At 63.9% G+C, this 26,018-nt stretch carries 24 protein-coding genes and 1 pseudogene; 7 read left to right on the forward strand and 18 right to left on the reverse strand.

Annotated features, from left to right (window positions below; all coding sequences use genetic code 11):
* Positions 1-26: 26 nt before the first annotated feature.
* The 13 genes from rpsG to VIM61_03410 all read right to left on the reverse strand — a co-directional run bounded on the left by rpsG (position 27) and on the right by VIM61_03410 (position 13,337).
* A complete protein-coding gene (gene rpsG, locus VIM61_03350) occupies positions 27-500 on the reverse strand; it encodes a 30S ribosomal protein S7 (protein ID HEY8899420.1) in 474 nt (157 codons plus the stop codon).
* 20 nt (positions 501-520) lie between these two features.
* Positions 521-943, reverse strand: coding sequence for a 30S ribosomal protein S12 (gene rpsL, locus VIM61_03355; GenBank protein ID HEY8899421.1), 423 nt, complete (start codon positions 941-943; stop codon positions 521-523).
* A gap of 167 nt (positions 944-1,110) precedes the next feature.
* The gene (locus tag VIM61_03360) at positions 1,111-1,620 is read right to left on the reverse strand and encodes an AraC family transcriptional regulator (GenBank protein HEY8899422.1); all 510 of its coding nucleotides are present in this window, start codon (positions 1,618-1,620) and stop codon (positions 1,111-1,113) included.
* A 513-nt stretch (positions 1,621-2,133) separates the two neighbouring features.
* Positions 2,134-2,901: a heme ABC transporter ATP-binding protein gene (locus VIM61_03365; GenBank protein ID HEY8899423.1), complete on the reverse strand. Its 768-nt coding sequence runs from the start codon at positions 2,899-2,901 to the stop codon at positions 2,134-2,136.
* On the reverse strand, positions 2,898-3,893 hold the full coding sequence (locus tag VIM61_03370; protein HEY8899424.1) for an iron ABC transporter permease: 996 nt from the start codon (positions 3,891-3,893) through the stop codon (positions 2,898-2,900). The genes VIM61_03365 and VIM61_03370 overlap by 4 nt, the downstream gene beginning before the upstream one ends.
* A 110-nt stretch (positions 3,894-4,003) precedes the next feature.
* Positions 4,004-4,825 (reverse strand): ABC transporter substrate-binding protein, encoded by an 822-nt coding sequence (locus VIM61_03375; GenBank protein HEY8899425.1) that lies wholly within the window; start codon positions 4,823-4,825, stop codon positions 4,004-4,006.
* A complete protein-coding gene (locus VIM61_03380) occupies positions 4,825-5,850 on the reverse strand; it encodes a ChuX/HutX family heme-like substrate-binding protein (protein HEY8899426.1) in 1,026 nt (341 codons plus the stop codon). Before VIM61_03380 ends, VIM61_03375 begins: the two co-directional genes overlap by 1 nt.
* 67 nt (positions 5,851-5,917) lie before the next feature.
* The gene (locus tag VIM61_03385) at positions 5,918-7,837 is read right to left on the reverse strand and encodes an autotransporter-associated beta strand repeat-containing protein (protein ID HEY8899427.1); all 1,920 of its coding nucleotides are present in this window, start codon (positions 7,835-7,837) and stop codon (positions 5,918-5,920) included.
* A 19-nt stretch (positions 7,838-7,856) separates the two neighbouring features.
* Positions 7,857-8,696, reverse strand: a complete 840-nt coding sequence (locus VIM61_03390; GenBank protein ID HEY8899428.1) for a prepilin-type N-terminal cleavage/methylation domain-containing protein — start codon at positions 8,694-8,696, stop codon at positions 7,857-7,859.
* A 173-nt stretch (positions 8,697-8,869) separates the two neighbouring features.
* A complete protein-coding gene (locus tag VIM61_03395) occupies positions 8,870-9,520 on the reverse strand; it encodes a hypothetical protein (protein HEY8899429.1) in 651 nt (216 codons plus the stop codon).
* 69 nt (positions 9,521-9,589) lie between these two features.
* Entirely contained in the window at positions 9,590-10,402 is an 813-nt protein-coding gene (locus VIM61_03400; GenBank protein ID HEY8899430.1) for a hypothetical protein, read from the reverse strand.
* Between the two features lie 526 nt (positions 10,403-10,928).
* The gene (locus VIM61_03405) at positions 10,929-12,755 is read right to left on the reverse strand and encodes a phosphoenolpyruvate carboxykinase (GTP) (protein ID HEY8899431.1); all 1,827 of its coding nucleotides are present in this window, start codon (positions 12,753-12,755) and stop codon (positions 10,929-10,931) included.
* A gap of 75 nt (positions 12,756-12,830) precedes the next feature.
* Positions 12,831-13,337, reverse strand: coding sequence for a pyridoxamine 5'-phosphate oxidase family protein (locus VIM61_03410; protein HEY8899432.1), 507 nt, complete (start codon positions 13,335-13,337; stop codon positions 12,831-12,833).
* 81 nt (positions 13,338-13,418) lie between these two features.
* On the opposite strand from VIM61_03410, the pseudogene VIM61_03415 reads away from it, so the two are divergent.
* Positions 13,419-13,691: pseudogene (locus tag VIM61_03415) on the forward strand (helix-turn-helix transcriptional regulator).
* Between the two features lie 47 nt (positions 13,692-13,738).
* Here VIM61_03415 and xseA read toward each other — a convergent pair.
* The 3 genes from xseA to VIM61_03430 all read right to left on the reverse strand — a co-directional run bounded on the left by xseA (position 13,739) and on the right by VIM61_03430 (position 16,717).
* Positions 13,739-15,142 carry an exodeoxyribonuclease VII large subunit gene (gene xseA, locus VIM61_03420; protein ID HEY8899433.1) on the reverse strand — a complete coding sequence of 468 codons (1,404 nt, stop codon included), beginning with the start codon at positions 15,140-15,142 and terminating at the stop codon, positions 13,739-13,741.
* Positions 15,132-15,962, reverse strand: a complete 831-nt coding sequence (pssA, locus tag VIM61_03425; protein HEY8899434.1) for a CDP-diacylglycerol--serine O-phosphatidyltransferase — start codon at positions 15,960-15,962, stop codon at positions 15,132-15,134. Before pssA ends, xseA begins: the two co-directional genes overlap by 11 nt.
* A gap of 92 nt (positions 15,963-16,054) precedes the next feature.
* Positions 16,055-16,717, reverse strand: coding sequence for a phosphatidylserine decarboxylase (locus VIM61_03430; protein ID HEY8899435.1), 663 nt, complete (start codon positions 16,715-16,717; stop codon positions 16,055-16,057).
* 140 nt (positions 16,718-16,857) lie between these two features.
* Here VIM61_03430 and VIM61_03435 point away from each other — a divergent pair, with 140 nt between their 5' ends.
* From VIM61_03435 to VIM61_03455, 5 genes are all read left to right on the forward strand, one after another.
* Positions 16,858-17,400 carry a rhodanese-like domain-containing protein gene (locus VIM61_03435; protein ID HEY8899436.1) on the forward strand — a complete coding sequence of 181 codons (543 nt, stop codon included), beginning with the start codon at positions 16,858-16,860 and terminating at the stop codon, positions 17,398-17,400.
* A gap of 1 nt (position 17,401) precedes the next feature.
* Positions 17,402-17,866, forward strand: a complete 465-nt coding sequence (locus VIM61_03440) for an iron-sulfur cluster assembly scaffold protein (GenBank protein HEY8899437.1) — start codon at positions 17,402-17,404, stop codon at positions 17,864-17,866.
* Between the two features lie 24 nt (positions 17,867-17,890).
* Positions 17,891-18,430 carry a putative Fe-S cluster assembly protein SufT gene (gene sufT / locus VIM61_03445; protein HEY8899438.1) on the forward strand — a complete coding sequence of 180 codons (540 nt, stop codon included), beginning with the start codon at positions 17,891-17,893 and terminating at the stop codon, positions 18,428-18,430.
* 121 nt (positions 18,431-18,551) lie between these two features.
* On the forward strand, positions 18,552-20,171 hold the full coding sequence (locus VIM61_03450) for an NHL repeat-containing protein (protein ID HEY8899439.1): 1,620 nt from the start codon (positions 18,552-18,554) through the stop codon (positions 20,169-20,171).
* A gap of 187 nt (positions 20,172-20,358) precedes the next feature.
* Positions 20,359-22,821 carry a glycogen/starch/alpha-glucan phosphorylase gene (locus VIM61_03455; GenBank protein HEY8899440.1) on the forward strand — a complete coding sequence of 821 codons (2,463 nt, stop codon included), beginning with the start codon at positions 20,359-20,361 and terminating at the stop codon, positions 22,819-22,821.
* A 49-nt stretch (positions 22,822-22,870) separates the two neighbouring features.
* On the opposite strand, the gene VIM61_03460 is transcribed toward VIM61_03455, so the two are convergent.
* Complete coding sequence (locus VIM61_03460) at positions 22,871-23,572, reverse strand: HAD-IA family hydrolase (protein ID HEY8899441.1); 702 nt, start codon at positions 23,570-23,572, stop codon at positions 22,871-22,873.
* A 33-nt stretch (positions 23,573-23,605) separates the two neighbouring features.
* Positions 23,606-24,637 carry an aldo/keto reductase gene (locus tag VIM61_03465; protein ID HEY8899442.1) on the reverse strand — a complete coding sequence of 344 codons (1,032 nt, stop codon included), beginning with the start codon at positions 24,635-24,637 and terminating at the stop codon, positions 23,606-23,608.
* A gap of 130 nt (positions 24,638-24,767) precedes the next feature.
* On the opposite strand from VIM61_03465, the gene VIM61_03470 reads away from it, so the two are divergent.
* Positions 24,768-26,018, forward strand: coding sequence for an NAD(P)/FAD-dependent oxidoreductase (locus VIM61_03470; protein ID HEY8899443.1), 1,251 nt, complete (start codon positions 24,768-24,770; stop codon positions 26,016-26,018).

Consider the following 26,018-nt stretch of genomic DNA (forward strand, 5'->3'; position numbering starts at 1 on the left):
GAGAAAGAACGGGGAGGAGGCTGAGGTTACCAGCGGAAATGGGCAAAGGCGCGATTCGCCTGGGCCATTTTGTGCATGTCGTCGCGTTTCTTGATGCCGTTGCCCTGACCGGCGGCGGCGTCCTTGAGTTCGTAGGCGAGCGCGTCCTTCATGGCGACACCCTTGCGCTTGTTTGCAAAGAGAACGAGCCAGCGCATGGCGAGAGCGATCTGACGATCCTGAGGAACTTCCATCGGGACCTGATAGGTGGCGCCACCAACGCGGCGGGACTTCACCTCGAGACGAGGACGAACGTTGTCGATGGCCTTGTTGAGCGTCTCGAGCGGATCGACGGTGTCGCTACCTTCGCGCGACTTGTCGATGGCTCCGTAAACAATGCGCTCGGCGACCGACTTCTTGCCGGCCTGCATGACAGCACTGATGAGACGCGCCACGAGCGGGCTCGCGTAACGGCTATCGCGTTTGACTTCCTTGTGAATGACTCTGCGTCGACGGGACATGGTGTTTTACCGATTCGAAATTATTTCTTCTTGCCCTTGCCACCCTTGCCAGCGGCGACAGCTTCCTGGCCGGGCTTCGGACGCTTGGCGCCATACTTGGAACGGCTGCGACGACGACCATCAACCCCGAGGGAGTCAAGGGAACCACGAACGATGTGGTAACGGACGCCGGGAAGATCCTTCACACGACCACCACGAACGAGCACGATCGAGTGCTCCTGCAGGTTATGACCCTCGCCAGGGATGTAGGCGATGACTTCCTGACCGTTGGTGAGGCGAACCTTGGCGACTTTACGAAGCGCGGAGTTCGGCTTCTTCGGCGTGCGGGTCATGACCTGGACGCAAACGCCACGACGCTGCGGGCAATTCACGAGTGCCGGCGACTTGGACTTGACCGTCACCTTGGCGCGTCCCTTGCGGACCAGTTGATTGATTGTGGGCATTGGGTGTTCCTCGAAAGTTTCCGCTAAAATTTTTGGGGACAAAAAAACCACACGGCGATGTGGTTGGCTCGTGACCCCGACGTTGTGCGGGAACGGTTAGATTACTGATTCGACGTTTACGCGCAACAACAAAATGACAAATTTTTACAGACCTCGGAGGGCTGGATTTATGCGGCTGCGCGGGTGATTTGCCCCCCTGCGGGACGACGTCCATACAGGCAGGGACAGCATCCAAAGGCTTCAGCAAACGCTTTACTGAAGTGACTGAGACTGGAATAACCGACGGTCACCGCGGCCTCGGTGACGTTCGCCTCGCCCCCGCGAAGCAGCTCGGCCGCGCGCTCGAGGCGCGCCCGGCGCAGGTAGGCGGAGATCGTGATGCCGGTTTCCTGGCGGAAGATGCGACTGAGATAGAACGGGCTGCATCCCACGCGTTTCCCCAGCTCGGCCAGCGCGGGGGGATTTTCGATATCGGCGCGAAGGATCTCCTGCACGCGCTCGACCCGCTCGCGACCGACGCGTTTCGTGCGTTCGCAGAAAAGCTCGGATTTGCTTTCGACAAAAAGCGCGGAGGAAACCAGCTCCAGCGCCTTGGCATGGTGCCACGGGAGCCAGGCGGCGGGGGCCGCCGGAGGCTGGAGCATATCGATCGCGATCTGGGAAATTCGCGCGGTCATGGGCCGAACTTCGCAGATCGACTCCCCTCCCCGCGATGTTTCGATAAACTGCCGAACGATGGGACGCAGTTCGTTTGCGGCCGGAGAGGCCCACCGGGCAATCCACGAGCGCCGCATCTCCAATGCGACGAAGCGATGGCGCTGACCGCCGATTCGCTCCAGATTCTGACGCCGGCGCGGCGCGGTTGCGAGAGCCATGCTCCCCGGCTCCATCGCCCAAGGCTGCGTCTCCCCTCCTTGGAAGCGCCCCTGGCCATTCACATTCAGACAGAGAACGAGAGAGTGCGGGTCGAACCAATGGCGGCCGGGCGGCTCATCACTTTCATCCCACCGGGTGATGCGAAATCCTTCCTCTCGAGGATCGCCGAAACTCCCACGCTCGGAGCGGGCGGAGGCAGGCAAGGGAACGGAGTCAGCTGACATCGGACGGATCTTCTACATGAGATTGCGTCTCACTCTCAACTATAAAGTCTCGGAAGTTGGGTGGTTCACGCCGGCAACGACTGTCCGGTCTCAGGCCACGTGAAAAACGGCATGTTCTCGCCCCGGGATGGTCTGCACGCGGATGCCGTAGGCGATTTCCAGCCAATCGGGCGTCATGACCGCGGTCGCGTCGCCGGACCCGAGGACACGGCCGTAATGGAGAAGACAGACCTTGTCCGCATATCGCGCGCAGAGGTTCAGATCGTGGAGGACGACAACGACGCACCCGCCAGAGTCGGCAAATCGGCGCACGATTCGCAGGATGTCGCGCTGATGGCGAAGATCGAGACTGGATGTCGGCTCGTCGAGCAGCAGCCAGCGTCCCTCCCCTTCCGTGCCGACCTGGGCAAACGCCCGGGCGAGATGCACGCGCTGGCGTTCGCCTCCGGAAAGCGTGGTGTAATCGCGATCGGCCCAGCGGACCAGGTCGACCGCCTCGAGCGCGGCAAGCGCGGCCGCCTCGTCGATATTGCGTTCCCCGCCATCAAGATGCGGCGCGCGGCCCTGAAGAATCACCTCGAGCACGGTGAAGGGGAAGTTGAGCGCGCTCGATTGCGGCACGACGGCCCGCCGACGGGCGAGAGTGGCAGGTTTCCAATCCGCCAACGGTTGCCGTCCGAAACTCACGCTCCCCGAGTCCGGCTTCAGGTCGCCGCTCAGGACGCGCAGGAGCGTCGACTTCCCGGCGCCATTGGAGCCCAGAATGGCCGTGACCTTCCCGTGCGGAGCCCGGAAGTTCACGCCGCCAAGAATGGGACGGCCCTTGCGCTCCACGAAAATGTCCTTTGCCTCGATCATGGCTGCCAGACGGCCTTGGCCCGCAGGAGCAGCCACAGAAAGAAAGGCGCCCCGAGAAGCGCAGTCAGGATGCCAATCGGCAACTCCGCCGGCGCGACAAGGCAGCGCGCAAGGGTGTCGGCGCCAACGAGGAGAGCCGCCCCGAGAAGCGCGGAAGCCGGGAGCAGAAAGCGGTGATCCGGGCCGGCGACGAGTCGGACCGCATGCGGAACGATGAGCCCGACAAACCCGATGACGCCGGTGAAGGCGACCGAGACGCCCACCATCACGGTCGAGAGGAGAATGACCAGCGATTTCGTCCGCCGGACATCGAAACCGAGATGGGACGCCTCAGATTCTCCGAGTAACAGGCCATTGAGCGCCCGCGCCACGAAGGGCAGCAGCGTGAGCCCCACGAGGACAACCGGAGCGACGATGACGACCTTCGCCCACGTGGCGGCGCCGAGACTGCCCAACAACCAGAACGTCACGTCGCGCACCTGCTGATCATTCGCCAGGAAGATCATGAAAGCCGTGAGCGCCCCGGCCAGGGCATTGATCGCCACGCCGGCGAGGAGCATGGTGGCGACCACGGGATGGCCGTCGTGCAGCGACAGCTGCAAGATCACCAGCGTGGCGACGAGGCATCCCACGAACGCAGCCGTCGCGAGAAGATACGGTGCGGCCCAGTCGGGCAGCACCGGCAAAACGCGGTGCCCGAGCACGATCACCCCCACCGCCCCGCATGCCGCGCCCGCCGAGATTCCGATCAATCCCGGGTCCGCCAGCGGATTCCGAAACAATCCCTGCATCGAGGCCCCGCAGACCGCCAGCGCAGCCCCGATCAATGCCGCAAGCACGACCCGCGGGAGGCGGATCTGCAGAACGACGGTGCGCACGGTCGCATCCACCTCCCCGCCAGGCCCCGTGGCGAGAGCGAAAATGTCCGCCGGCGCGATGCGCATGGGCCCGATCGTCACCGCGGCCAGCGCGCATCCGAAAAGGAGCGCCACCAAAGCAAGAAACAGCCACCGACGCCGGCGCCGGGAGCGACGCAGAAGTTCTGCCGGGGCCGGAGCCTCCGACGGCGTCCAATCTGTCGCCCCGGACCAGGCGTTTTCCATCACTTGCGGGCCGCCTGGGCCAATTCCCTCGCTGCCTGGGCAGAGCGCGGCCCGAGGCCGAGCAGATACATGTCGTCGAAGACCAGCAGGTGATCATTCTTCACGGCCGCCGTGGGGCTGAGGGCGGGATTCGCCTTCAGTTTCTCGAGGCCGCCGCTGGCCTGCACCGTGCGCTGCCCGGTGACGATCACCGCAGGATTCTGCCCGACGAGCGCCTCCCCGGAGACGGGTTTGTAACCCTCCGTGTCGGCGAAGATGTTTTTCAAGCCGGCGGCCGTGAGCATCGCGTCGGCCGCGGTGCCCCGGCCGGCGCCGATGAGGGTGCCGTCGCTGCGCGCCATCACGTAAACCGCGGTGACTGGCTCGCCCTGCTTCGCCGTGGCCTCGGCAACCTCGCGATCGGTCTCGAAAGTGCTGGCGAGCCTCTCGCCGTCGGCCTTCGCGTCGAAAGCCTCGGCGACGGCCCGAATTTTCCCTTCGATGCCGGGAAGCGTATGGTCTTTTGGCAACGCGACGATCGGAATCCCCGCCGCCTTGAGCTGGGCCATTGTTTCCGCCGGCCCCGCCTCGCCGCTCGCGAGGATGAGGTCGGGCTTCATGGCGAGGATGCCCTCCGCGGAGAGAGCCCGCACGTAGCCGACTTTCGGCAACTTGAGCGCCGCCTCGGGATAGACGCTCGTGACGTCCACCGCCGCGAGCGTGTCGCCCTTGCCGAGCGCGTAGACAATTTCCGTGATGTCACCGCCCAGGGTGACAACGCGCTGAGGCGCCGCCAGGGCGGTGCCGCCCAGCACCATCGAGAGAAGAACGTGGCGGAGCATCAGTCGAGGGAGGCTGCGAGGTTGCGCCAGTTGGAATCCTCGGCTTCGCCGGGTTTCCGCTTTCCGAAGAACAGCGCGATGTTCTCGCCCGTCGCATCGTAGAGCTCGACCGAGGTCACGGCACCGTCCCTGGTCGGCTTTCGCACGAGCCACGCGCTGGCCACGCCGGATTCGCGGAGGTGCAGATTGAACTCGGCATCGAGGACGTTGATCCAGTCGCCGTAGGGCACGATCCGGTTGACTTCGCCGGTGTGAATCTGGATGCATCCGCGATTGCCGACAAAGACCATGATCGGCAGTTTCGCGGCGGAGGCGGCGCGCAGGAGGTCCCCGGCGACCTTCGCGGAAAGCGGCGTGGCAAACTCCGGCCCGAGGAGCCGCAGAGCCTGCACGCGCCCCACCTGGAATTTGCGCAGCAGACCGAAGAAGTGGTGGGTGTCCTCCATGGCCCGGAAGGCCTCGAGAAATCCGGCGACGTCGATCTCGGCATCCGAGCGATCGGGCGCGGCGGCCTCCACCGGCAGGGCGACGAAGCCATGGTCGTCACCCCGGAAATCGGCGATGAGTTTTTCAAAAGCGGTGAGATCGCTGTCGTCCTGCAGGAAAACCTTGTGCAGGGCGAGGCCGTCCGCGCCAAAGATCTGGACGCTGTTGTGCGCGCCGGTGGCCTCGTCCTCCCGCACGGCGAACGCCGCGCTCCACGACATCGGGAACAACCGCAAATCGATATCCGGTCCCACAACCTGGCCCATCGCGCCGCCACCGAAGAAACCGATCTCGCGGAAGAGCCCCTTGCGCTCATGCACGGCGTGCTCGTTGCGGGTGAGGCACATCACGCGACCGAGTTCCTTGAAGGCCTCGAGCAGCTCCGGCCATTCGGGGCGGAGGCGGATGACATGGTCGCCGGTCGCGAGAAGTTCCGCCTCGCTCACGCCGAGGCGGGCGGCGGCATCGCGGATGCGCAGTTTGGGTTCCGCCTGACGGAGTTCCGCCCAGGCCGATTTGAGATCGGAAGTGGTTTTCATGATTTCGATTCGAAGGAGGTCACGGTGGAAATGAGCGAGTTACGGTGCCCCGCGAAAGCCGGGCTGGCTAGCGGCAGCTTGCGATTCCTTGTCGCTGGATTGCTTTTCGTCGGGCGCAAGCCACGCCGCCCAGCGCGATTCCGGCCAGGCCGAGCAGCGCCCACGTGCCGGGCTCCGGGACGGCCGTGTAATCGAGGAAGAGCGAGTTCCCGGTCCGGCTGACCGAGAAGGTGCCATTGGCGTTGGTGAATCCGGAAGTGTTCACGACGAAATTCGTCGCCGAGAAACCGGTGATGCCACCGGAGGCAGTCGCGATGAGCCATTGATAGCTCTGGCTGGCATCGAAACCGCTGGCTGCCGCAAGGATGCCATCCACCGTGATCGAGGTCGCGTAGATCGTGAACTGGCCGCTGAGGGTGAGCGTGCCGTTGATCTGGACGAAATCCCAGCCGCTGGATTGGCTGGCATTCGCGACCTGCCACTCGTAGCCGCCGCCGGCGCTCCAGGTTTGCGACCCCACGAGGGTCAGCATCCCCGCATTCACGCCCGGTGCCAGGCGACTGCCGGAGGCAATCGTCACGCTTTTACTCACCGTGCCGGCCCCCCCGAGCGTAGCCGCCGTGAGCGTGAGCGCCCCCGCACCGCCGAACGACCCGTTTACCCGCAGCTTCGCGCCGGAGTTCACCTGCCAGCCGCCTGAGCCGGTATAAGTCCCGCCGGAAGCAATCTCGACCGTGCCGGCACCGACGGTGACGCCGCCGCTGAAGTCGAGCGGCCCGCCGAGGGAAAGCGTGCCCGCGCCCTGCTTGATGAAGCCGTAACCGCCGGAGACACCCCCGCCCAGCCGCACGGTGCCGGCGGAGAGATCGAAGAGATTCAGTGCGCCCAATTGCCAGCCGGCGTTGACCGCGTAGACGCCGGTGGCGGCGGACGTCGTGGTGATTCCGGTATTCGAGAGGATCTTCTGCGACGCGGAAGGCGTGATGGTGACGTTCGCGGCCGTCTGGAAGATCATCTCGCCGACCGTGCGGTTCGAGTCGAGGGTTGCCGTCGCGGCGGTGGCATTGGCGAAACGCACGTTGCCCCCCTCGTTCGATGTCGAGCCCTGGGCCCAGTTCGCTCCGGCGCTCCAGACGCCCGACGGAGCGGTCCAGGTGCGGGCGGTGGGAAGCCCGGCGTCATCCGCATAATGATCGGCCGTATCCAGTCGCGCGCGCTGGAAGCTCATACTCGAAGCCGACGCGGCCCAGACGATCTCGTAGCTGCTGATGGACAGCGCGCTGAGGTCCCACTGAAGGGCGACGCGATTCTTGATCGAGCCGACGGCTTCGGGAATCGAGACCGTGCTGGCCTGAAACTCGCGCAGGTAATCCGTGGCGGCCAGCGTGTGCGTCCCGGTGCCGTCGGTGTAACGAAGCCGGATGTTGGAGAAATCCACCAGCGCTCCGTCGGTCTGGAACTGGAACATCACCGTCTTCGCGAGGTAGGGCGAGGAAGCGTCCGCCGTGGAATCCTTGAGGACGAAGGACGTCGGAGCGGCGTGGGAATAGATGTTTCCCGAGCTGTCCGTCCCGGTGATGAACGCGCTGGTCGTTCCCGTCTGGGTGATGGTCGGATTCTTCGTGTCCCAGAAGGCCAGCGGATTACCGGGATCGTAGGGACGCACGGGATCATTCTTGGAACCGGTGGGGAAACCTGCGACCGACGCCTGCACGGGCTTCCACACCCCATTCTCGAGCTTCCCGCCGTGCGGCGCGGTCACGTCAGGATAATTCGCCGCGGTGTGCGGGGAGTATAAGACATTCCACTCGGCGAACTCCCCCTTCCAGCTCGTGTAGGCCGGCGGAGGGTTATTGTTGCTATCGAGCAGGTTGTATTTGGCGAGAACGGGGAGGTATTCAGGGCCGAACAGATATTCCGCGCGGGAAGACGCGGTAAACCCGAGGCCGGCGGCCACGATCAGGAAAGGTCGGCAATTGAAGGTCATGCGCAGGAAGAAAAGTGGGTTAGCGCCGGCCGCTGCCGCTGCCTGGCGGGGGTGTCTCGACGGGCACGCGGTAGTCGGGATCGTCGAGGTCCTGGGCGTTGCGATTCCAGAGGCGCATGTCGCGCAACTGCTTCGGCGCCATCATCCGGATGCTGCCGTCGAGGAAAACGCAGACGGCGAGACCGTTGTGACGGAAATCGATGTTGCCGTAGTTGCCCGGTGGCTTGTCGCGGGCGTCGTCATCAGTGTCAGAGGAATCCCAGACCTTCACCCGCTTGTTCGGCGGCTCGAGCCGGTTGTAGCCGTCGACCTTCTTGTCCCCGGCGCCGTATCCGGCGCTGGCGAAAAGCAGCATCGACGACGGCTTGCTGACCTGCCCCATGCGGGTCGCGCAATCCTCTTTCATACTGAGTTCTCCATTCTCCCACTCCCCGCCGACGTAGTAGAGGTTCATGCCGAGCGCGGGAAACAGGCTCGTCGCGTAGGTCGAATCCATCCCGGAATTCTTGATCTGGGCCTTGTTGCGATTCACCAGGATCACCCCCTCGAGCCCGTAGTCGAAGTAGGGCGCCAGCCGGTAGGGATAGCGATGCGCGGCCTCCGGAGGGATGGAGAGCCCTCCCGCCGTATAGCCGCTGGCAGTGTCGTCAAACCCCGGCAGAAACACCCCGTCGTTGTCCGCCGTCGCCGCGGCGTAAGCGGACGCCAGGGTGCGGGCGGCGGCGGTTTCCCGGGCGGTGTAGCCGCTCTCCATCGCGCCCCGGGTGACGGCAAATGTGATCGATGTCAGGACGAGGACGATCACGAGCCCCGCCATCATCTCCACGAGGGTAAAACCAGATTCTCTGTAAATTCTCACTGCGCCGAGGCTAGCGGGCAGGGAATTGCAGCGCTGTCGGCGGCTTGTGAAAGATTAGCGGGGAATTGCGCTTTCCGGGCTCTCGCCGACAATGCGATCCGTCCGATCGGAAAGAAAAAGGCGACGGACTCATCGCCCGCCGCCTTCGTGATTCGAAAGATCCTCGCCCCCGTTTATGCCGCCAGACTTACCCGCCGCCGGCGCATGACGATCAACAACCCAAGCAGAGCCGCCACGCAAACGGCATATTCATGCGGCTCGGGCACCGCCTGGATGAGCGCCACCTCGGTGTAAGCCGTGTGAGCGCTCGGCGTGGTCCACTCCATGGAAAACGCGTTGGCCGTTCCCAGGGCGCTCACGTCCCAGTCCCATGTGTAGCGGACATACGATTGTCCCATTTCAACCTGGCCCGTCGGCGCCGCCGAGAACGCAGTTGCCGACTGCAAACCGTTGAAGCTGAGCGTCGCAGAGCTTTCGGAGAACACGGAGGAACTCACGAACGACAACGTGACCGTTTTGACGCCTGAGAGGACGTTGCTCGTGGAAAGATCGAACGCCGGGGTGGAGAAAAACGTATAGTAGAACGAGTCGTAGAGTCCGCCCGAAGTTGCTCCCGTGACAATGAGGTCGGCGCCGCTATCCGATGCAGTATCGGGATTGAGGACACCGCCGGTGCCCGGGGTCCAATTCGGCTGATTGGCCAGCGTCCATGCCCCGCCAGCGGCGCTCCACAGATCCACCTGCGTCTGGGCGCGCACGGAAAGAGGAGCCGCGACTCCGAAAAGAGCGACAAGGGCGAACCTGGAGAAGGAAATAAGTTTCATTGCGGCGAAGACTAGGCCCTTCGCAAGTTCCCGCTAACGGTCACTTGCGAAGCTTTTGCGGTAAGTTGATCAACCGCGAATCCTTGTCGCTCGCGTGCGATAAACCCGGAAGGCCAACAAGGCCACGAGCGCCCCGCCGATCGCCCAAGTGCCGGGCTCGGGAACAGCTGTGACCGAAGCGAAGTCTACTGAGAAAGCGTCGATCGAGCGTGAGAAAGAATTGTTCTTGGGAAGCGCGATGCTCACGGTCGACGAGCCGGTATCCGTGAGACCGGCGAGGGAAGCGTCCCAATACCAGGTGGTCACCGAATAGGTGCCTGCGGTCGAATTCGTATCTCCACTGCCGGTGGTCGTGTAAAAGCCGTCAGCGCCAACCGCCGTCGAATTGATCGTCAGGATCGGCGTGAAGCCATTGGCGTCCGCCAGCGTCGCCGTGCTGCCGGCCCGCTTGATCTGAAGGATCACGCCGTAGGCCGTGAAGTTGAGCGTGGCATTGATCGTGAACGTGACGTTGTTGCCGCCGTTCAGAAACACATCCGTTCCGTAGGTGTTTCCGGTCATCCCTCCGACGAAGTCGTAGACCCCGGCGCCTTGAGCGAAATTGTTGGTCTGGGCGACGGATTGCGCGAGGGTCGCGGAAGTCGTGCCCGATGATTCGCCCGGAGCCAGATTCGAAAATGTCATGGTGCCGGCGGGGGCAGGCGTCGAGGTGAAGTCCACGTTCGAGAAGCTGTCCCACGTTGCGTAGGCCGTGCCGACGTCGCCTCGATTCCATGCGCTCTCGGCCGGGATATCACTGATTCCGAGCATGGTGGCCTGCGTTGTGGCAGTCAGGGAAAGAAAGGCGATTACGCCAAAAAGGAATTTTGAGTGTGTCGTCATGGTTGGCCGGGATGCCTAACGAACCCTTGCCCCCCCCGCTAACGAGCCGTTGCCAAAGATTAGCGCGCGCTTGCGAATCGCGGCACAAATGCCTGCTCAGCCCGCATCCATGCGACCGAAGATCGCAGCGGCCTGCGTCACACGCTTCGCGCGACCGACGAGCACGAGCCAGTCGCCGCCACGATCGCGATGATGAGCACCGAGTGCGCAATCGTGGGGGCTACCAAAAGATCGTGCAGCCAGTTCATAGGGATATGGGAGCTTCCCACGGTGGGACGCAAGCACGGCGATCAATCCTCTTCATGAAATTTGACGGGATGGATTTTCCCATTCGGCCGCAAGAGGACTCACGCCTTGTCGCGGTGCTCCCTTCGAGCAGGTGGCGTCCGATCTGCAGGCCGAGCCTCGCAACTTGATCGAGTGGAACAGGCGGTCCGCTGATCATGGAATATCCCCTTTCCTTGAGTCTCCGTTCGCCCGCTTCATCGAACCGAGGCGGGCGATCCGGATTACGGGGACCGCATCTTTACAGACGTGAGATGAGCAACTCGCGCTGGAACAGCAGTTCCTTCGGCAGGTCGGCGTTCAGATTGATGAACAGTTCGTCCTGCAGCATGAGCTCGCGTTTCCAGCCCTGGACGTCGATGGCCAGCGCCTTCTCGAGCGTCGCGAAATCGTAACCCTCGAGGCCGTCGATATTGATGTCCTCGGCGGCGGGCATCCAGCCGAGGGGAGTTTCCTCGGCGTAAACCGTGCCGTGGCAGCGGTCGATGATCCACTTCAGCACGCGCATGTTGTCGCCGAAGCCAGGCCAGAGGAACCTGCCGTCCTCATCCTTGCGGAACCAGTTCACGTGAAAGATCTTCGGCACGCGCCTGATCTCCTTTCGCATCTCCAGCCAGTGGGCGAAGTAATCGCCCATGTTGTAGCCGGCGAACGGGAGCATGGCCATGGGGTCGCGGCGCACGGCGCCGAGCGTGCCGGCGGCGGCGGCGGTCATTTCCGAGCCCATCGTCGCGCCGAGGTAGGTGCCGTGGATCCAGTTGAACGCCTGGAAGACGAGCGGCATCGTGGTGGCGCGGCGACCGCCGAAGACGAACGCGGTGATCGGCACGCCGGCGGGATCGTCCGCCTTGTCGTCGAGCACGGGATTGTTGGCCATCGGCGCGGTGAAACGGGCATTCGCGTGGGCGGCGGGCCGGCCACAGCCAGGGGTCCATTCCTTGCCGGTCCAGTCGGTGAGCCTGGCCGGCGGCTCGTCGGTGAGGCCTTCCCACCACACATCGCCGTCCTCCGTGAGTGCGACGTTGGTAAAGATCGTGTCGCGTTCGCAGCATCTCAGGGCGTTGAGGTTCGACCGGGCCGACGTGCCGGGCGCGACGCCGAAGTAGCCGGCCTCGGGATTGATCGCGTAAAGGCGACCGTCCGCACCGGGCTTGATCCACGCGATGTCGTCGCCGATGGTCGTGACCTTCCAGCCGTCGAATTCCTTCGGCGGGATGAGCATCGCAAAGTTCGTCTTGCCGCAGGCACTTGGAAAGGCGGCGGCGACGTAGTCCTTCCTGCCCTCGGGCGATTCGACGCCGACGATGAGCATGTGCTCGGCCATCCAGCCTTCATCGCGGGCCATGCACGAGGCGATGCGCAGCGCAAAGCACTTCTTCCCGAGCAGCGCGTTCCCGCCGTAGCCCGAGCCGTAGCTCCAGATCTCGCGGGTCTCAGGGAAATGGACGATGTATTTGGTTTCGCGGTTACAAGGCCACGGAACGTCGGCCTCGTCGGGGCCGAGCGGCGCGCCAACGGTGTGAACGCACGGCACGAATCTGCCGTTCTCACCGAGCTGGTCGAGCACGGCCTGCCCCATGCGAGTCATGATGCGCATGTTCACCGCGACGTAGGGCGAGTCGGAGATCTCGACGCCGATGTGGGCGATTTTCGAGCCGATCGGGCCCATGCTGAACGGCACGACAAACATCGTGCGGCCTTTCATGCAGCCGGTGAAGAGCGGCTCGAGCGTGGCGCGCATCTCATCGGGCGCCATCCAGTTGTTCGTCGGTCCGGCGTCCTTCCTGCGTATGCTGCAGATGAACGTGCGGTCCTCGACGCGAGCGACGTCCGACGGATCCGATAGCGCGAGATAGCTATTCGGGCGCCTGGCGGGATTGAGCTTCCGGAAAGTGCCGGCATCGACTAGCGTCTGGCAAAGCTCGTCGTATTCCTCCTGCGAGCCATCGCACCAGCGGACGTCATCCGGCTGGCACAGGGCGCGGATTTCTTCGACCCACGCGAGCAAAGCCCGGTTACGGGTAGGGGCGGCCTGGACTGCGGTTGGGGCGACTTCGGTGGTGATCATGATCCGATGGTGCCATCGGTCGGGTCCAGCGCGATACCCGTGACTTGCTCAAACCCGCTCCCTTTTTGCCAAAAATCACGCCTCGACCGGCACCGGCTCCATCACGAAATGGCTGAGGCGGATGCCGGCCTCGGCGGCAGTGTAATCGATCCGCTCAATCTCGGTCTCGACCACCGCAAGGGCAAACTTCCCGTCGAACGTGTTCAGAAAATAGAGATGCGACTTGTCCTCGATGATCTTCCACGCGCGCTTGATCGTGACGGTATCGACATGCACCTGCGCGGTGCCGCGGAGATTGAGGGCGACCGTGAAATCCTCGTTCGCGAACAGCCAGTCCACCTGCGGATTCACGCGGATGTGGCGGACCTTCGCGCTGTGCGCGGCCGTGAGCGTGAGCAGACGCGGGAAGGTGTCGAGAGTGAGGGTCGCCATCCAACGGGCATGAGGGGCATTCTCGGAGTCGACCGTGGTGAGCACGCCGAGATGGCGTTCATTGATGATTTTCCGGGCAAGGGCGACGAGATCGTCGTTATCCGCAATCTCGAGATTCTCCTGCTGGCGGAGGGAGGAGAACGGATTCATGGCGATGGCACTTTACGCAGCCCCCCGCCGCGGCGATACACGGTCCTTGCCGGGTGCGAACCCTATATTGTCCGTTTCAGAATGGGCGGAGCCTTTCCTTTGCGCGCCGATCCGCGCCCGAGATGGGGCTCGCTCGGCCAGGTCGCCCGGGCCGTGAACACGAGCACGTTCTACTTCTGCAAGATGTTCAAGAAGGCCACCGGCCTGAACTTCACCGAGTATCTCTCCCGCGTGCGCATCGAGAAGGCCAAGACGCTACTGCTGAATCCGAACCTCCGCGTGAGCGAGATCGCCTACGACGTCGGGTTCCAATCCCTCACGCACTTCAACCGCGTCTTCCGAAAGGTCGTCGGCCTCTCGCCTACCGGCAGCAACTCACGCGGGCCTGAGCCATTGCTGCCTCAGCGCTCTGGCCCCGCGACGGTGGATTTCACCTCGCCATCCGACAGGCGCGAGCGCAGGACGTCCCCGGCCTTCACGGCGGCTACGGAACGCAGCGGCCGGCCATCCGCACCAAATGTGATGGAATAGCCGCGGGCCAGCGTGGCATCGGGGCTGAGCGCCTGCAGCAGCCCCGTCGCACGGGCCGAGCGCTCGCGAAATCGACGCAACTGCCGATCGACGGCCTCGTCGAGCAACGTGCGCGCCCGGGCCAGGTGATCTCGCCGTATCGCCACCTGGGCCGCCGGGCGATGAGCGGCGATCATGGCTCTCGCCCGGAGCAACCCTTCGCGACGGTCCTTCAGGTTGGCCGCGATCACTCGAAACATCTCCGCATGCGCTCCATCCAGCCGCTGGCGCCGCTCCCTCACGAGTCGGGCGGGCTCGCGAAACAACGCGGACCGCTCGAGGGCGACCAGCCGCGACCGTTGAAACCGCACCACGCTCACACACTCGCGCCCCATGCGGCCCACGCGCTCCCGCACGCCGCGCAGAAGCTGCCCCGCGTCCGGCACGATGAGCTCCGCCGCCGCGCTGGGGGTTGGCGCCCGAAAATCCGCCGCAAAATCGGAGAGGGTGAAGTCGATCTCGTGCCCGACCGCGCTGACCACCGGCACGCGCGAGGCCGCGATCGCGCGGGCGACGGCTTCCTCGTTGAATTCCCACAGGTCCTCGAGGCTGCCCCCGCCGCGGGTAACGACAACGAGATCCACTTCCGGCAACCCATTGCCCGGCGCCGCCGAAAATTCCCCGATCGCCGCGGCAATCTCCTTCGCCGCGCCCCGGCCCTGCACGCGCACGGGATTCACGATCACTTCCACGCCCGGCATGCGTCGATGGATCACCTTGAGAAAATCGCGGATTGCGGCCCCGGTGGGCGAGGTCACCACGCCCACTCGCGTTGGCAGCGCCGGCAGCGGACGCTTGCGCCCGGCGTCGAAGAGCCCCTCCGCCGCGAGCTTCGCCTTGAGCGCCTCGAAGCGGGCCTGCAGCGCGCCGAGCCCCTCTTCCTGCGCGAGCGCGACGACGAGCTGATATTGCCCGCGCGCCTCGTAGACCGTGAGTTCGCCAAAAAGCTGCACCTGCATGCCGTCGGCCAGCCGAAGGCCGCGCAGGCTGCGCGCGGTCCCGGCGAAAAGCACGCAGGCAAGTTGCGAGCCGGCATCCTTGAGCGTGAAATACTGGTGGCCCGAGGCCTGCCGGCGGAGATTGGAAATTTCCCCGCGCACCCAGATCTCGCCGAGCTTCGCCTCGAGCGCCGCGCGCACGGCGCGGGTAAGCTCCGTGACGGTGAAAATCCGCGGTGCCGCCTCGGGCACCTCCTCCGGATCCGGCGTCGCGCCGAAGCTCAGATCAAGCTGCATCGCGCTTCTCCGGCTCCTCCTCGCCGGGCTCGTCGTCGTCCTCGATCTCCCGGCGCAACGCCTTGGAAACAAAGGGGCGCACGAAGCCGTAGAGCAGGAACGCGACGAAAAGCACCGCCGGCATCCACTGGTAATTCAGCGCCGTGAACACGAGCACGCCGATCACGACGATGAAGGCCGGCAGCGAGCGCTCGGTGCGCCAGTTCACAGCCTTGAAACTCGGGTAGCGCACGCGGCTGAACATCAGCACCGAGAGAAAAATCATCAGCGCCGGCAGGCCAAATTTCCAGTTGCCGATTGCGCGCTGTCCCTCATTGATCCAGAGCATGAGGAGCGTGAGTGAGGCGATCACGCCGGCCGCGGCAGGAATCGGAAAGCCCTCGAAATCCTTCGACGCGCCCTTGTGCTCGGGATCGGCCGCGAGGCAGTTGAATCGCGCGAGCCGGAGCGTGCCGCAAAGCAGGTAGAAGAAGGCGATCACCCAGCCTGTCTTGTGGAAATCGTGCAGCACGATGTCGTAGGCAAGCAGCGCCGGGGCGACGCCGAACGACACGACATCGGCCAGCGAATCAAACTCCCGGCCGAACGGACTTTCGCGCCCGCCGAGTCGCGCGAGCCGGCCATCGAGCAGATCGAAGACGCAGGCGCCGAGAATCCACGCGATGGCTTCCTTGTAGCGCCCGCTCACCAGCGCGTCGGACCCGACTTCGCCCGCGATCTTGCCCTCGATGATGCTGCGCACCGCCGCAAAGCCGCAGAAGAGATTTCCCGCCGTCATGAGATTCGGCAGGAGATAAATTTTCGGGCCGGGGCTGCTCATACGTTCGTGGCGCGGCAGCCTACACCGACCGCGCGGTGAAAGGCAGCGTTATTCCGCCCCGGCGCGGACTGCGGAAGTCCTCCGTCACCCTCTCAAATCAGCGGCGTCGGCTTCGGCAGATCGGCGGGAAATTCGGCGACCGGAGTGAGGCCGCCGCGCACGGATTCCCCCTCGCGCACGAGAATCTTCGAGCCGAGCGGCACCCAGAGTTCCGTGCGAGAGCCGAAACGAATCATCCCAAACTTCTGGCCCTGCCTCACTTCGTCGCCGACCTGCGACCACGGCACGATCCGCCGGGCGATCGCGCCGGTGATCTGCCGCACAGCCACGGTGACCTTCTCGCCCTTGAACACCCAGAGGCGGCTGGCGTTCTTGCGGGCGCTGTCGGGGTTCCGCGCATCCAGATAAAGCCCCTTCTTGCCCTCGCTGTGCGTGATCGTGCCGGCAATTGGCGAGCGGTTCACGTGCACGTCGACGACGGACAGAAAGATCGAGATGCACACCATGCTCTGCATGAGCGCCTCGCCCTCGATGCGCTCCTCGACGCTCACGATCTTGCCGTCGGCCGGGGCGATGGCGATCGCGGGATCGTTCGGCGCCTCGCGCTCGGGATCGCGGAAAAAATAGCAGGTGAAGGCCGCTGCGGCCATCCAAAGGAGAGCGAGAGGGGGAACCCAAAGGAGACTGGCCACGAAAAGCACGGCGAGAATCACAAAGATTCCCGTGGCTTCGTTGATGGCGCGCGGAGATTTCACGAGCGGGAAACTAACAAGCCCGACGCGCAGCGCGCCAGAAGGATGTTTTTCCGGACACGGGACTTCTCCACGAAAAGGCCCGAAATTCTCAGCGGGACACCCCTCTTGCCACGACGCCCCGCCCGCTTCATATTGCGCGCATGACCGCCACGCTGTCGCCCGACTCCACGATGCAGGAGCTGCTCCAGGCTCTGCCCGGCGCCCAACGCGCGCTCTTCCGCCTCCATCACATCGGCGGCTGCTCGAGCTGCGGATTCCGCCCCGAAGAGACGTTCGCCGAGGTTTGCGCCCGCAACGACGGGCTCGATCCCGTGGCAACGCTGGCCGAGGTGGAGGCCGCATGCGCCGAGGACGCGAAGATGCTGATCGAGCCGAAGGAAGCCGCCACCGCCCTTGCCGAGGGCGGAGACGCCCGGCTGCTGGACATCCGCACGCGCGAGGAATTCGACGCCGTGAAAATCCCCCAGGCGCAGCACTTCACGCAGGAGCTTCTGCAGACGATCATGACTTCCTGGCCGAAGGACGGCCTCGTCATTCTCGTCGATCACCAGGGCGCCCGCAGCATGGACGCCGCCGCGTATTTCGCCGGCCACGGCTTCACGAACGTCCGCGGCCTGCGCGGCGGCATCGACGCCTGGAGCCTCGAAGTCGACCCCAGCCTGCCCCGCTACACGATCGAGTGACATGAGCGACGACCTCGAAACGAAAATTCAGGAAGCGATTGCCGATCCCCGCAATCTCGGCGAAATGGCCGACGCCGACGCCGTAGGCACCGTCGGCAGCGCGGATTGCGGCGACATGCTGCGCATGTGGGTAAAGTTCAAGGAGGAAGACGGCCGCAAGGTCATCGACAAGGCGACCTTCCAGACCTTCGGCTGCCAGACCGCCATCGCCGTCGCCAGCATGGCCACCGATCTCATTCGCGGCAAAACCGCCGAGGAAGCCCTCGCCATGAACGGCGCGGACCTCTCCGCCCCCCTCGGCCCGCTCCCGCCGATGAAGATTCACTGCGCCCAGCTCGTGGAAGGCGCCCTCAAGGACGCGCTGAACCCCCAGGCCGCCTCCGCGACGCCCGCCGCCCCGCAGGCCCCGACGCTTTTCGACCAGCTCAACACCCCGAAGACCGTCAAAATCACCCTTCAAAAGTAAATCCGCTTTTTTTTGATACCATCCATGGACCAACGCGAACTCACTCTCACCCGCGACTGCGACGCCATCCAGATTCCCAGCGGCACGTCGATCATCCTTCCGATCGGCACCAGCGTCATCATCACCCAGTCCCTCGGCGGCACTTACACCGTCGCCACCCAGGCCGGCCTTGCCCGCATCGACGAAAAGGACGTTGACGCCCTCGGCATCGACCCTGCCGAATTCACGACCGAGAAGAAAGCCGTCGACGGCTCGCTCGAGGACGCCGTCTGGAACCAGCTCAAGACCGTGTTCGACCCCGAAATTCCGGTCAACGTCGTCGATCTCGGCCTCATCTACGACTGCATCGTCGACAAAACCGAGAGCGGCCAGACCAACGTGAAAGTGAAAATGACGCTCACCGCACCCGGCTGCGGCATGGGCCCGACGATCGCCGCAGACGCCCGTCAGAAGGTCCTCATCCTCGACGGCATCGACGAAGCCGAAGTCGACCTCGTCTGGGATCCGCCATGGAACCAATCCATGATCTCCGAGGCCGGCCGCATGAAACTCGGCCTCGTTTAGACGAAGGGTTTGGAACGAAGGGTTTGGACGAGCAATTGTCTCCATCAAGAATTGGGCACATTGCTCTTGACCCCATTTGACGATCGCGGTTCAACGTGGTCCGCATCTTTAGCCTAAAAGCATGAAATTTCTCTCCCCTCAGCGATTTTTTCTTTCCGTCGCCCTTGGTCTGAGCGCCCTTCCCGGAGCCCGAGCGCAATTCACGAACGGACAGAACGCCGCCCATGTCTGGGGCCAGCCCAACTTCACCGCGAGCGCAACCGCTGCAAATCCCACCGATGGCACCCTGGCAACGCCGAGCGGCATTGCGGTCGACCCCACCACGGGCAAGTTTTTCGTCGCCGATACGGCCAATAATCGCGTGCTTCGGTATCGCTCCACCGCGGCCTACGACAACGGTGCGAGCGCAGAAATCGCCTTCGGTCAAGAGACCCTCTTCTCAAAAGTCGCCGCTGTCCCCCCCGAGGCCGACACCATGAACGCGCCCCAAGGTGTGGCCGTGGATACGAGCGGCAACCTCTGGGTCGCCGATACCGGCAACAATCGAGTGCTCAAGTTTACCGGTGCCTCGAAGATCGCCACGAGCGGTCCCGATGCGAATGCCTTCTTCGGCCAGGAAGAAGACGACACAGGGACACCAACGACATCGCAGCGCGGCATGAATGCTCCCACCGGTCTCGCGTTCGATAGCGCGGGCGCCCTCTACGTCGCCGACAAAGGCAACAACCGCGTCCTGAAATTCAATGGTGCGACCAGTCTGGCTTCCTACGCTTTTGCGGACGGCATTTTCGGCCAGGCCGCCCTCTCCAACGGCCAGGGCAACTTCCTGGCCAGCACCGCCGGCCTTAGCAACAGCGCCTTCAACGCTCCAGTTGGAGTGGCCGTCGATCTCGACGGCAATCTCTGGGTTGCTGACAGCGGAAACCATCGCGTCCTGAAATTTGCCTCAGTCACGACCCAGCCCATCAACGGAAGTGCCATCGCGACCCTGGTGCTGGGGCAGACGAACTTCACCAGCAATATAGTCGTTAATCCGCCCACGGCTTCCACTCTTCGCGGGCCGTCGGGGGTCGCCTTCGACCCGCTCGGGCGCCTCTATGTCGCCGACACGATCAACAATCGAGTCGTCATCTATCAGTCTCCCTCCACTTTGATTGACGGCGGCGCCGCCACGTTCGTGCTCGGGCAGGCGACGTTTATCACCAACGCCGCCACTCTCCCCACTACATCCCAAACCTCATTGAACGGCCCTCGCGGCGTGGTCTTCTCGCAGAATTTCATCTTCGTGACCGACGCGACCACCAGTCGCATGGTTAATTTTGCGATCACCCCCGGCACGCCAGTGGTCATCGGCTCGTCGAAATACACCTTCAAATATCCAAGGAAGAAAGCCTTCAACTTCTCGGTTTACAATACCGGCGCATCGGACGTGTTTACGATCGGTGTGGCGATCCCCAGCGACGCGAAGAAACTGGCGAAAGTGACCTTTACCTACGCGGGCCAGGATGTCACCTCCGAGCTGATGGCGGGCACGTTTACGACCTCGCTCTTTGGTCCTTCGAGCGGCCCTGTCGTTCTTCGCGCCAAGATCACGCCGAAGGCAGCATCCCAAGGCGGAGGCAAGTGCCGCTTCACCGTCACGGCCACCTCCAAGATGAATACCTCGGTTTCAGGCCAGGCGACGATTGGCGGCAAGTTCAAGAAAGTCAGTCCAACGCCGACTCCGACGCCGGCTCCCTGAGGAACCAGGCGTTCCTTCCGAATTCGAAAGGCGAACAGGTTTCCTGTTCGCCTTTTGTTTTTTCCGGACCGCATCCCAGGGCGAATGCACGCGTCACAAAATCGTCGTGCATTCCGCTTTGCCAGCCTCCGGAAGTGGTGCGCATCCTGCTAGGAAGATTCACTCCGGTCCACGTCAACCCATACTCATGTCTACCGAAATTACACCCGAGCTCGATCATACCGCCCCTGGACTGCAAATCGCCGTCAACAACCAGCTCACTTTCACCTTTGCGCGTGACACGACCACGGCCACGAATCGCGACTGGTGGCTGGCCAGCTCGAAGGCCGCGCTAAGCGTCGTGATCAAGCGGATGATCAGCACGATGGGCTGCTATGCGGATAACAATCCGAAGCGCGTCTACTATCTCTCCCTCGAGTTCCTGATGGGCCGGCTGTTCTCGAACACCCTGCACAGCGCCGGGATTCACGCGCAGATGGAGGAGGCCCTCCGCGCGATGGGCCTCGACCCCGATCTCATCCGCGACGAGGAATACGACATGGGCCTCGGCAACGGCGGCCTCGGCCGTCTCGCCGCCTGCTTCCTCGACTCGCTGGCGACGCTGGATCTGCCCGCCGTCGGCTACGGCATCCATTACCAATACGGCCTTTTCAAACAGGAATTCCGCAACGGCTACCAGATCGAGCTGCCCGACGCGTGGATGACCTTCGGCACCCCGTGGGAAATCGTCCGTCCCGAGCATACGATGGAAATCGAACTCTACGGCCACGTGGAAAACATCTTCGACGACCGCGGGAACTACGTCCCGAGCTGGACGGGCACCAAGAAAATCCTCGGCGTCCCTTACGACATTCCCATCCCCGGCTACGGCACGAAAACGGTGAATTACCTGCGCCTGTGGGAATCCCGCGCCTCCGCCGACTTCGATTTTGCCGCCTTCAATCGCGGCGGTTACGACGAAGCTGTCGCCGAAAAGAACAAGAGCGAAACCATCTCGAAGGTTCTCTACCCGAACGACAACACCGAGAGCGGCAAGGAACTTCGCCTCATCCAGCAGTATTTCTTCGTCTCCTGCTCGCTGAAGGACATCATCCGCCGCTTCCTCCAGCTGAATTCGGATTGGAACACCTTCCCCGACAAGGTCGCCGTCCAGCTCAACGACACCCATCCCGCCATCTCCGTGGCCGAACTCATGCGCCTGCTCTACGACGTGCACGGCCTGCCGTGGGACCAGGCGTGGAGCATCACCACAAAGACCCTTGCCTACACGAACCACACCCTCCTGCCCGAGGCGCTGGAGAAATGGAGCGTCGGCCTGTTCAAGAAGGTCATCCCGCGCCATTTGCAGATCATCTTCGAGATCAACAAGCACTTCCTCGACGAGGTCGAGAAACACTGGCCCGGCGACATGGCCAAGAAGCGCACGCTCTCGATCATCGAAGAAGGCCCGGTCCAGATGGTCCGCATGGCGCATCTCGCCATCGTCGGCAGCCACTCGGTGAACGGCGTCGCCGCGCTGCACACGCAGCTGCTCAAGGCCGACCTCTTCCCGGAATTCGACGAGCTTTATCCCGGCAAGTTCAACAACAAGACCAACGGCATCACCCCGCGGCGCTGGCTCCTCTCCTGCAACGAAGGCCTCAGCAAACTCATCACCTCGAAGATCGGCCACGGCTGGGAGCGCGATCTCGACAAGCTGCGCGGCCTCGAGGCCTACGCCGACGATCCGGAGTTCCAGAAGGAATTCATGGCCATCAAGCGCGCCAACAAGGTCCACCTCGCATCGATCATCAAAGAGCAGTGCGGTGTCACGGTCAGCCCCGACGCGCTCTTCGACGTGCAGATCAAGCGTCTCCACGAATACAAGCGCCAGCACCTGAACCTCCTCCACATCCTCGCGCTCTATCGCCGGTTGCTGCAGGATCCGACGCTCGACATCACCCCTCGCGTCTTCATCTTCGCCGCGAAGGCCGCCCCCGGCTACGACATGGCCAAGTGCATCATCAAGGCCATCAACGCCGTCGGCGCCGTCATCAACAACGACGCCCGCATCAAGGACAAGCTCAAGGTCGTCTTCCTGCCGAACTACCGCGTCTCCCTTGCGCAGCGCATCGTTCCGGCCGCTGATCTCTCCGAACAGATCTCGACCGCGGGCAAGGAAGCCTCGGGCACGGGCAACATGAAACTCTCTCTCAACGGCGCCCTCACCATCGGCACCCTCGACGGCGCGAACGTCGAGATCCGCGAGGAAGTCGGCGAGGAAAACATCTTCATCTTCGGCATGACCGTCGAGGAGGTCACCGCGCTCGTGAAGTCCGGCTACCGGCCGTCGAAATTCTACGAGGCGAGCGAGGAGCTCAAGGCCGTCGTGGACTGGGTCGGCTCGAATTATTTCACGCCGAACGAGCCGCCGGGCGTGCTGAACATGCTCCGCGACAATCTCATCCACCACGATCCCTTCCTCGTCCTCGCGGATTTCGAATCCTACAGCGAGTGCCAGAAGAAAGTCGACGCCGCCTACCGCGACAAGGCGAACTGGGCGAGAATGGCCATCCTGAACACCGCCCGCATGGGCAAGTTCTCGAGCGACCGCACCATCGCCGAATACGCTAAAGACATCTGGGACGTGGAACCCGTTCACGTGCCGTAACCGACGGCCCGCCACCTCGCTCCGCCGCCTTGACCGACGCGGAGCGAGGTCAGCCGGCCTCTGGCGCCGCGCTGACCAGCGCCAGAAGTTCGTCGGGACGCTCGAGCAGGGCCATCGGCGATTGCGCGCCAAGCACCTTGCCGGAATTGTAACCCCACGTCACCGCGGCGCAGTGCAAATGCGCACGCTTGCACGCCTCGATGTCGCGCGTCTCGTCGCCGACGTAGAGCGTGTTCTCGCGGGCAAAGCCGTGTTTCTTCATCGCCTGGCGAATTTCCCGGGCCTTGCCGAGCAAACGCGAGGAACTCCGCACGAAATCGAAGATCTCCAGATCGTGATTCCGCAGGAAGATCCCGACATTCTCCTCGGAGTTCGACGTGACGATGCCGAGCTTGCACCCGCGCTTGTGCAGCTCTCGCAGCACCTCGGGCATCCCGGCCAGCGGCTGGACCTCCGCGATGCGGGAGCGGAGTTCCCGCACGCCACGGTGGCCGATCGTCGGCAGCTTGCGATTGGGAATCCCGAGAAACTTCATGAGCTGGCGCGTCGTCATGTCCCGCGCCTTCGGCAGGTCCGCCTTGTCCAACGGGCGAAAACCGAACTCCGGCGCCATCGCGTTCAGGATCTCGAGGCCCTGCCAGAACGTGTCCGCGATCGTGCCATCGAAATCGAAGATGAGCACCTTGATCGGGCCAAGCGGAGGCAGCGCCTTCGGACCGCGCAGGCCGACGAGTCGAGCAAGGTGCCTCATGAGCAGGAGATTTTCCCGTGAGGGGAACGGGAATCACGCATGGGCCAGATCCATCGTCCCCTTGAATTTCGGCTCCTCGATTTCCAACCCGAAATTCTGCGCCACGAGCTCCGCGACGCGATCGAGTTCCTCCGGAGTGAGCGGCGGCAGGTCGGGCGCCTTCGCGAACTCCGCGAGCTGCTCCGCGTCGTAGATGTTCGGCAGCACCGAGGCGACGCGATCGTCCGCGAGCAGCCACAGGATCGCGGCCTGCCCGAGCGTGCGCACACCGTCGCGCTCGAGGAAGCGGAGTTGCTCCACCTTTTTCACGCCGTTGAGCAGCCAGGACCGCGGGCGGTGGTTGCGGTGGTCGTTCGGCGGGAAAACGGTATCCACCGTGTATTTGCCCTCGAGCATGCCCGAGGAATGCGGCACGCGGATCAGCGCCATCGTGTCCGCCCCGCAATCGCGCGCGGCCTGATGGATCGCCGCGCCGGGGTGCGGCTCGAGCAGGTTGTAGATGTGCTGAATGACGCCGGGATTCTGGCGACGGATCGCCTGAACGCCCTCGCCGAGCCAGCCGATCGCCGGTCCCAGCGCGAGGCCGCCGACCTTGATCTTGCCCTCGGCGCGCAGGTCCTCGAGCACGGCCCAGAGGGCGTCGTCCCCGGCCTGCTCCATGCGGATGTTGTGAAGCTGGAGGATATCGATGCAATCCGTCTTCAGACGCCCGAGCGCGGCGTCCACCGCCCGGCGAATGGCCGCCGGCGAAAAGTCCTGCGGAATCTCGCGCTGGCCGCGACCGCGCTCCTCGCCATGCGTCACGAAATCGTAGCCGACCTTAGTCGCGATCACGATTTCGTCCCGGCGGCCCTCGAAGGCCTGCGCGATCAGATGCTCGCTGCGCCCATTGCCATAGGTATCCGCCGCATCGAAAAGGGTGATTCCCAGATCCAGCGCCTGCCGCATGAGGGCGACCGCCTGCTCGTCGGTGTAGGTGCCCCACCATCCGGTCGAAAGCGTCCAGAGGCCAAACCCGACCTCGCTCACCCGAACATCCGAGCCGCGAAAACTACGATATTTCATGTCTCCGCCATGCCTACACGGCGCTGGAAGATCGGGAAAGACGGGATTTCCCTGATTCACGAATCGGCCGGCATTCCGCGCTTGCCTCTCCCGGCCCGGAGTTTCAGGTTTCGCCGAACATTTTCTCGAAATGGATTCGATTGTCATCGTCGGCGGCGGTCTGGCCGGCCTCGTTTGCGCGAAGGTCCTCCACGAAGCCGGGGCGTCCTTCGAGCTGCTCGAGGCGGCCGATGGCGTCGGCGGCCGCGTTCGCACCGACGAGATCGATGGCTTCCTCCTCGACCGGGGCTTTCAGGTCCTTCTCGACAACTACCCCGCCGCGCGCCGACATCTGAACTTCGACGCCCTCGAGGCGCGCCCGTTCGACTCCGGCGCCCTGCTCTGGGACAGCGGCGATTTCTTCCGCGTGATGAATCCCCTGCACCACGCGCAGTGGTTCGCCTCGTCGCTGCTCAATCCCGCATTTCCGCTCTCCGACGGCGTGCGGCTCGCCTCGCTCGCGTTCAGCGCCATCCTCCATTCCGACGCGTCGCTGCTTGCCCGCTGCGCGTCGCCGGACGACGAATCCATTCGCGAGCACCTCGCCCGCCTTCGGTTCGGCGACGACATCTTCCATCGTTTCTTCGTGCCCTTCTTCGGCGGCATCTTCCTCGACGAGGAACTCCGCTCCAGCGCCGGCCTGTTCAACTACTACCTCAAGAAATTTGCCACCGGCCGCGCCGTGATGCCGCGTTACGGCGTCGGCGAGATCCCGAAGCAGCTCGCCTCCCGCGTGCCGGCCGACTCCATTCACCTGAACACCCCGGTGCGCTCGGTCGGGGCCGGCTCCGTCCTGCTCGAGGACGGGCGCGAGCTCTCCGCTCGCCGGATCATCCTCGCGACCGACGAGCCTTCGACCCGCCGGTTGCTGAACCTGCCTGCGGAACCCGCCCGGCTCGCCCTCGGCGTGGATACCGTGTATTTCGCGTCGAGCCGCTCGCTCTACACCGGCCGCATGCTCGTGCTCCCGACCGGCCATCGCCGCACGGTTCGCCACCTCGTCCAGCTCACGAACGTCTCGCGCAAGCTCGCGCCGAAGGACCGCCACCTCATCAGCGCCACGGTGCTCCGCCCGCACGGGTTCGACGACGCCTCGCTCATCCGCGCCGCGCAAACCGAGGTGGAACACATTTTCACCGAGGCTCACGGCGCCCTCGAGCCGCTCCGCATCGTGCATGTGCCCTGCGCATTGCCCGCGCAGCCCCCGGGATTCGCCGCCCGCCTCACGCCGCCCCCCACGCCTGCGGGGGTCATCCTCGCCGGCGATCAGCTCGGCGCGGCCAGCATCCAATCCGCCATGGAATCGGGAGAACGCGCTGCCCAAGCCGCGCTCTCGATGTAG

The organism is Chthoniobacterales bacterium (assembly GCA_036569045.1).
In the GTDB taxonomy this organism is placed as follows: Bacteria; Verrucomicrobiota; Verrucomicrobiia; order Chthoniobacterales; family JAATET01; genus JAATET01.

Bases quoted from the DNA above. Each gene is read 5' to 3' on its own strand.
- rpsG (HEY8899420.1), bottom strand. From the start codon at position 500: ATGTCCCGTCGACGCAGAGTCATTCACAAGGAAGTCAAACGCGATAGC.
- rpsL (HEY8899421.1), bottom strand. From the start codon at position 943: ATGCCCACAATCAATCAACTGGTCCGCAAGGGACGCGCCAAGGTGACG.
- VIM61_03360 (HEY8899422.1), bottom strand. From the start codon at position 1,620: ATGACCGCGCGAATTTCCCAGATCGCGATCGATATGCTCCAGCCTCCG.
- VIM61_03365 (HEY8899423.1), bottom strand. From the start codon at position 2,901: ATGATCGAGGCAAAGGACATTTTCGTGGAGCGCAAGGGCCGTCCCATT.
- VIM61_03375 (HEY8899425.1), bottom strand. From the start codon at position 4,825: ATGCTCCGCCACGTTCTTCTCTCGATGGTGCTGGGCGGCACCGCCCTG.
- VIM61_03380 (HEY8899426.1), bottom strand. From the start codon at position 5,850: ATGAAAACCACTTCCGATCTCAAATCGGCCTGGGCGGAACTCCGTCAG.
- VIM61_03385 (HEY8899427.1), bottom strand. From the start codon at position 7,837: ATGACCTTCAATTGCCGACCTTTCCTGATCGTGGCCGCCGGCCTCGGG.
- VIM61_03395 (HEY8899429.1), bottom strand. From the start codon at position 9,520: ATGAAACTTATTTCCTTCTCCAGGTTCGCCCTTGTCGCTCTTTTCGGA.
- VIM61_03400 (HEY8899430.1), bottom strand. From the start codon at position 10,402: ATGACGACACACTCAAAATTCCTTTTTGGCGTAATCGCCTTTCTTTCC.
- VIM61_03405 (HEY8899431.1), bottom strand. From the start codon at position 12,755: ATGATCACCACCGAAGTCGCCCCAACCGCAGTCCAGGCCGCCCCTACC.
- VIM61_03410 (HEY8899432.1), bottom strand. From the start codon at position 13,337: ATGAATCCGTTCTCCTCCCTCCGCCAGCAGGAGAATCTCGAGATTGCG.
- xseA (HEY8899433.1), bottom strand. From the start codon at position 15,142: ATGCAGCTTGATCTGAGCTTCGGCGCGACGCCGGATCCGGAGGAGGTG.
- pssA (HEY8899434.1), bottom strand. From the start codon at position 15,962: ATGAGCAGCCCCGGCCCGAAAATTTATCTCCTGCCGAATCTCATGACG.
- VIM61_03435 (HEY8899436.1), top strand. From the start codon at position 16,858: ATGACCGCCACGCTGTCGCCCGACTCCACGATGCAGGAGCTGCTCCAG.
- VIM61_03440 (HEY8899437.1), top strand. From the start codon at position 17,402: ATGAGCGACGACCTCGAAACGAAAATTCAGGAAGCGATTGCCGATCCC.
- sufT (HEY8899438.1), top strand. From the start codon at position 17,891: ATGGACCAACGCGAACTCACTCTCACCCGCGACTGCGACGCCATCCAG.
- VIM61_03450 (HEY8899439.1), top strand. From the start codon at position 18,552: ATGAAATTTCTCTCCCCTCAGCGATTTTTTCTTTCCGTCGCCCTTGGT.
- VIM61_03455 (HEY8899440.1), top strand. From the start codon at position 20,359: ATGTCTACCGAAATTACACCCGAGCTCGATCATACCGCCCCTGGACTG.
- VIM61_03460 (HEY8899441.1), bottom strand. From the start codon at position 23,572: ATGAGGCACCTTGCTCGACTCGTCGGCCTGCGCGGTCCGAAGGCGCTG.
- VIM61_03465 (HEY8899442.1), bottom strand. From the start codon at position 24,637: ATGAAATATCGTAGTTTTCGCGGCTCGGATGTTCGGGTGAGCGAGGTC.
- VIM61_03470 (HEY8899443.1), top strand. From the start codon at position 24,768: ATGGATTCGATTGTCATCGTCGGCGGCGGTCTGGCCGGCCTCGTTTGC.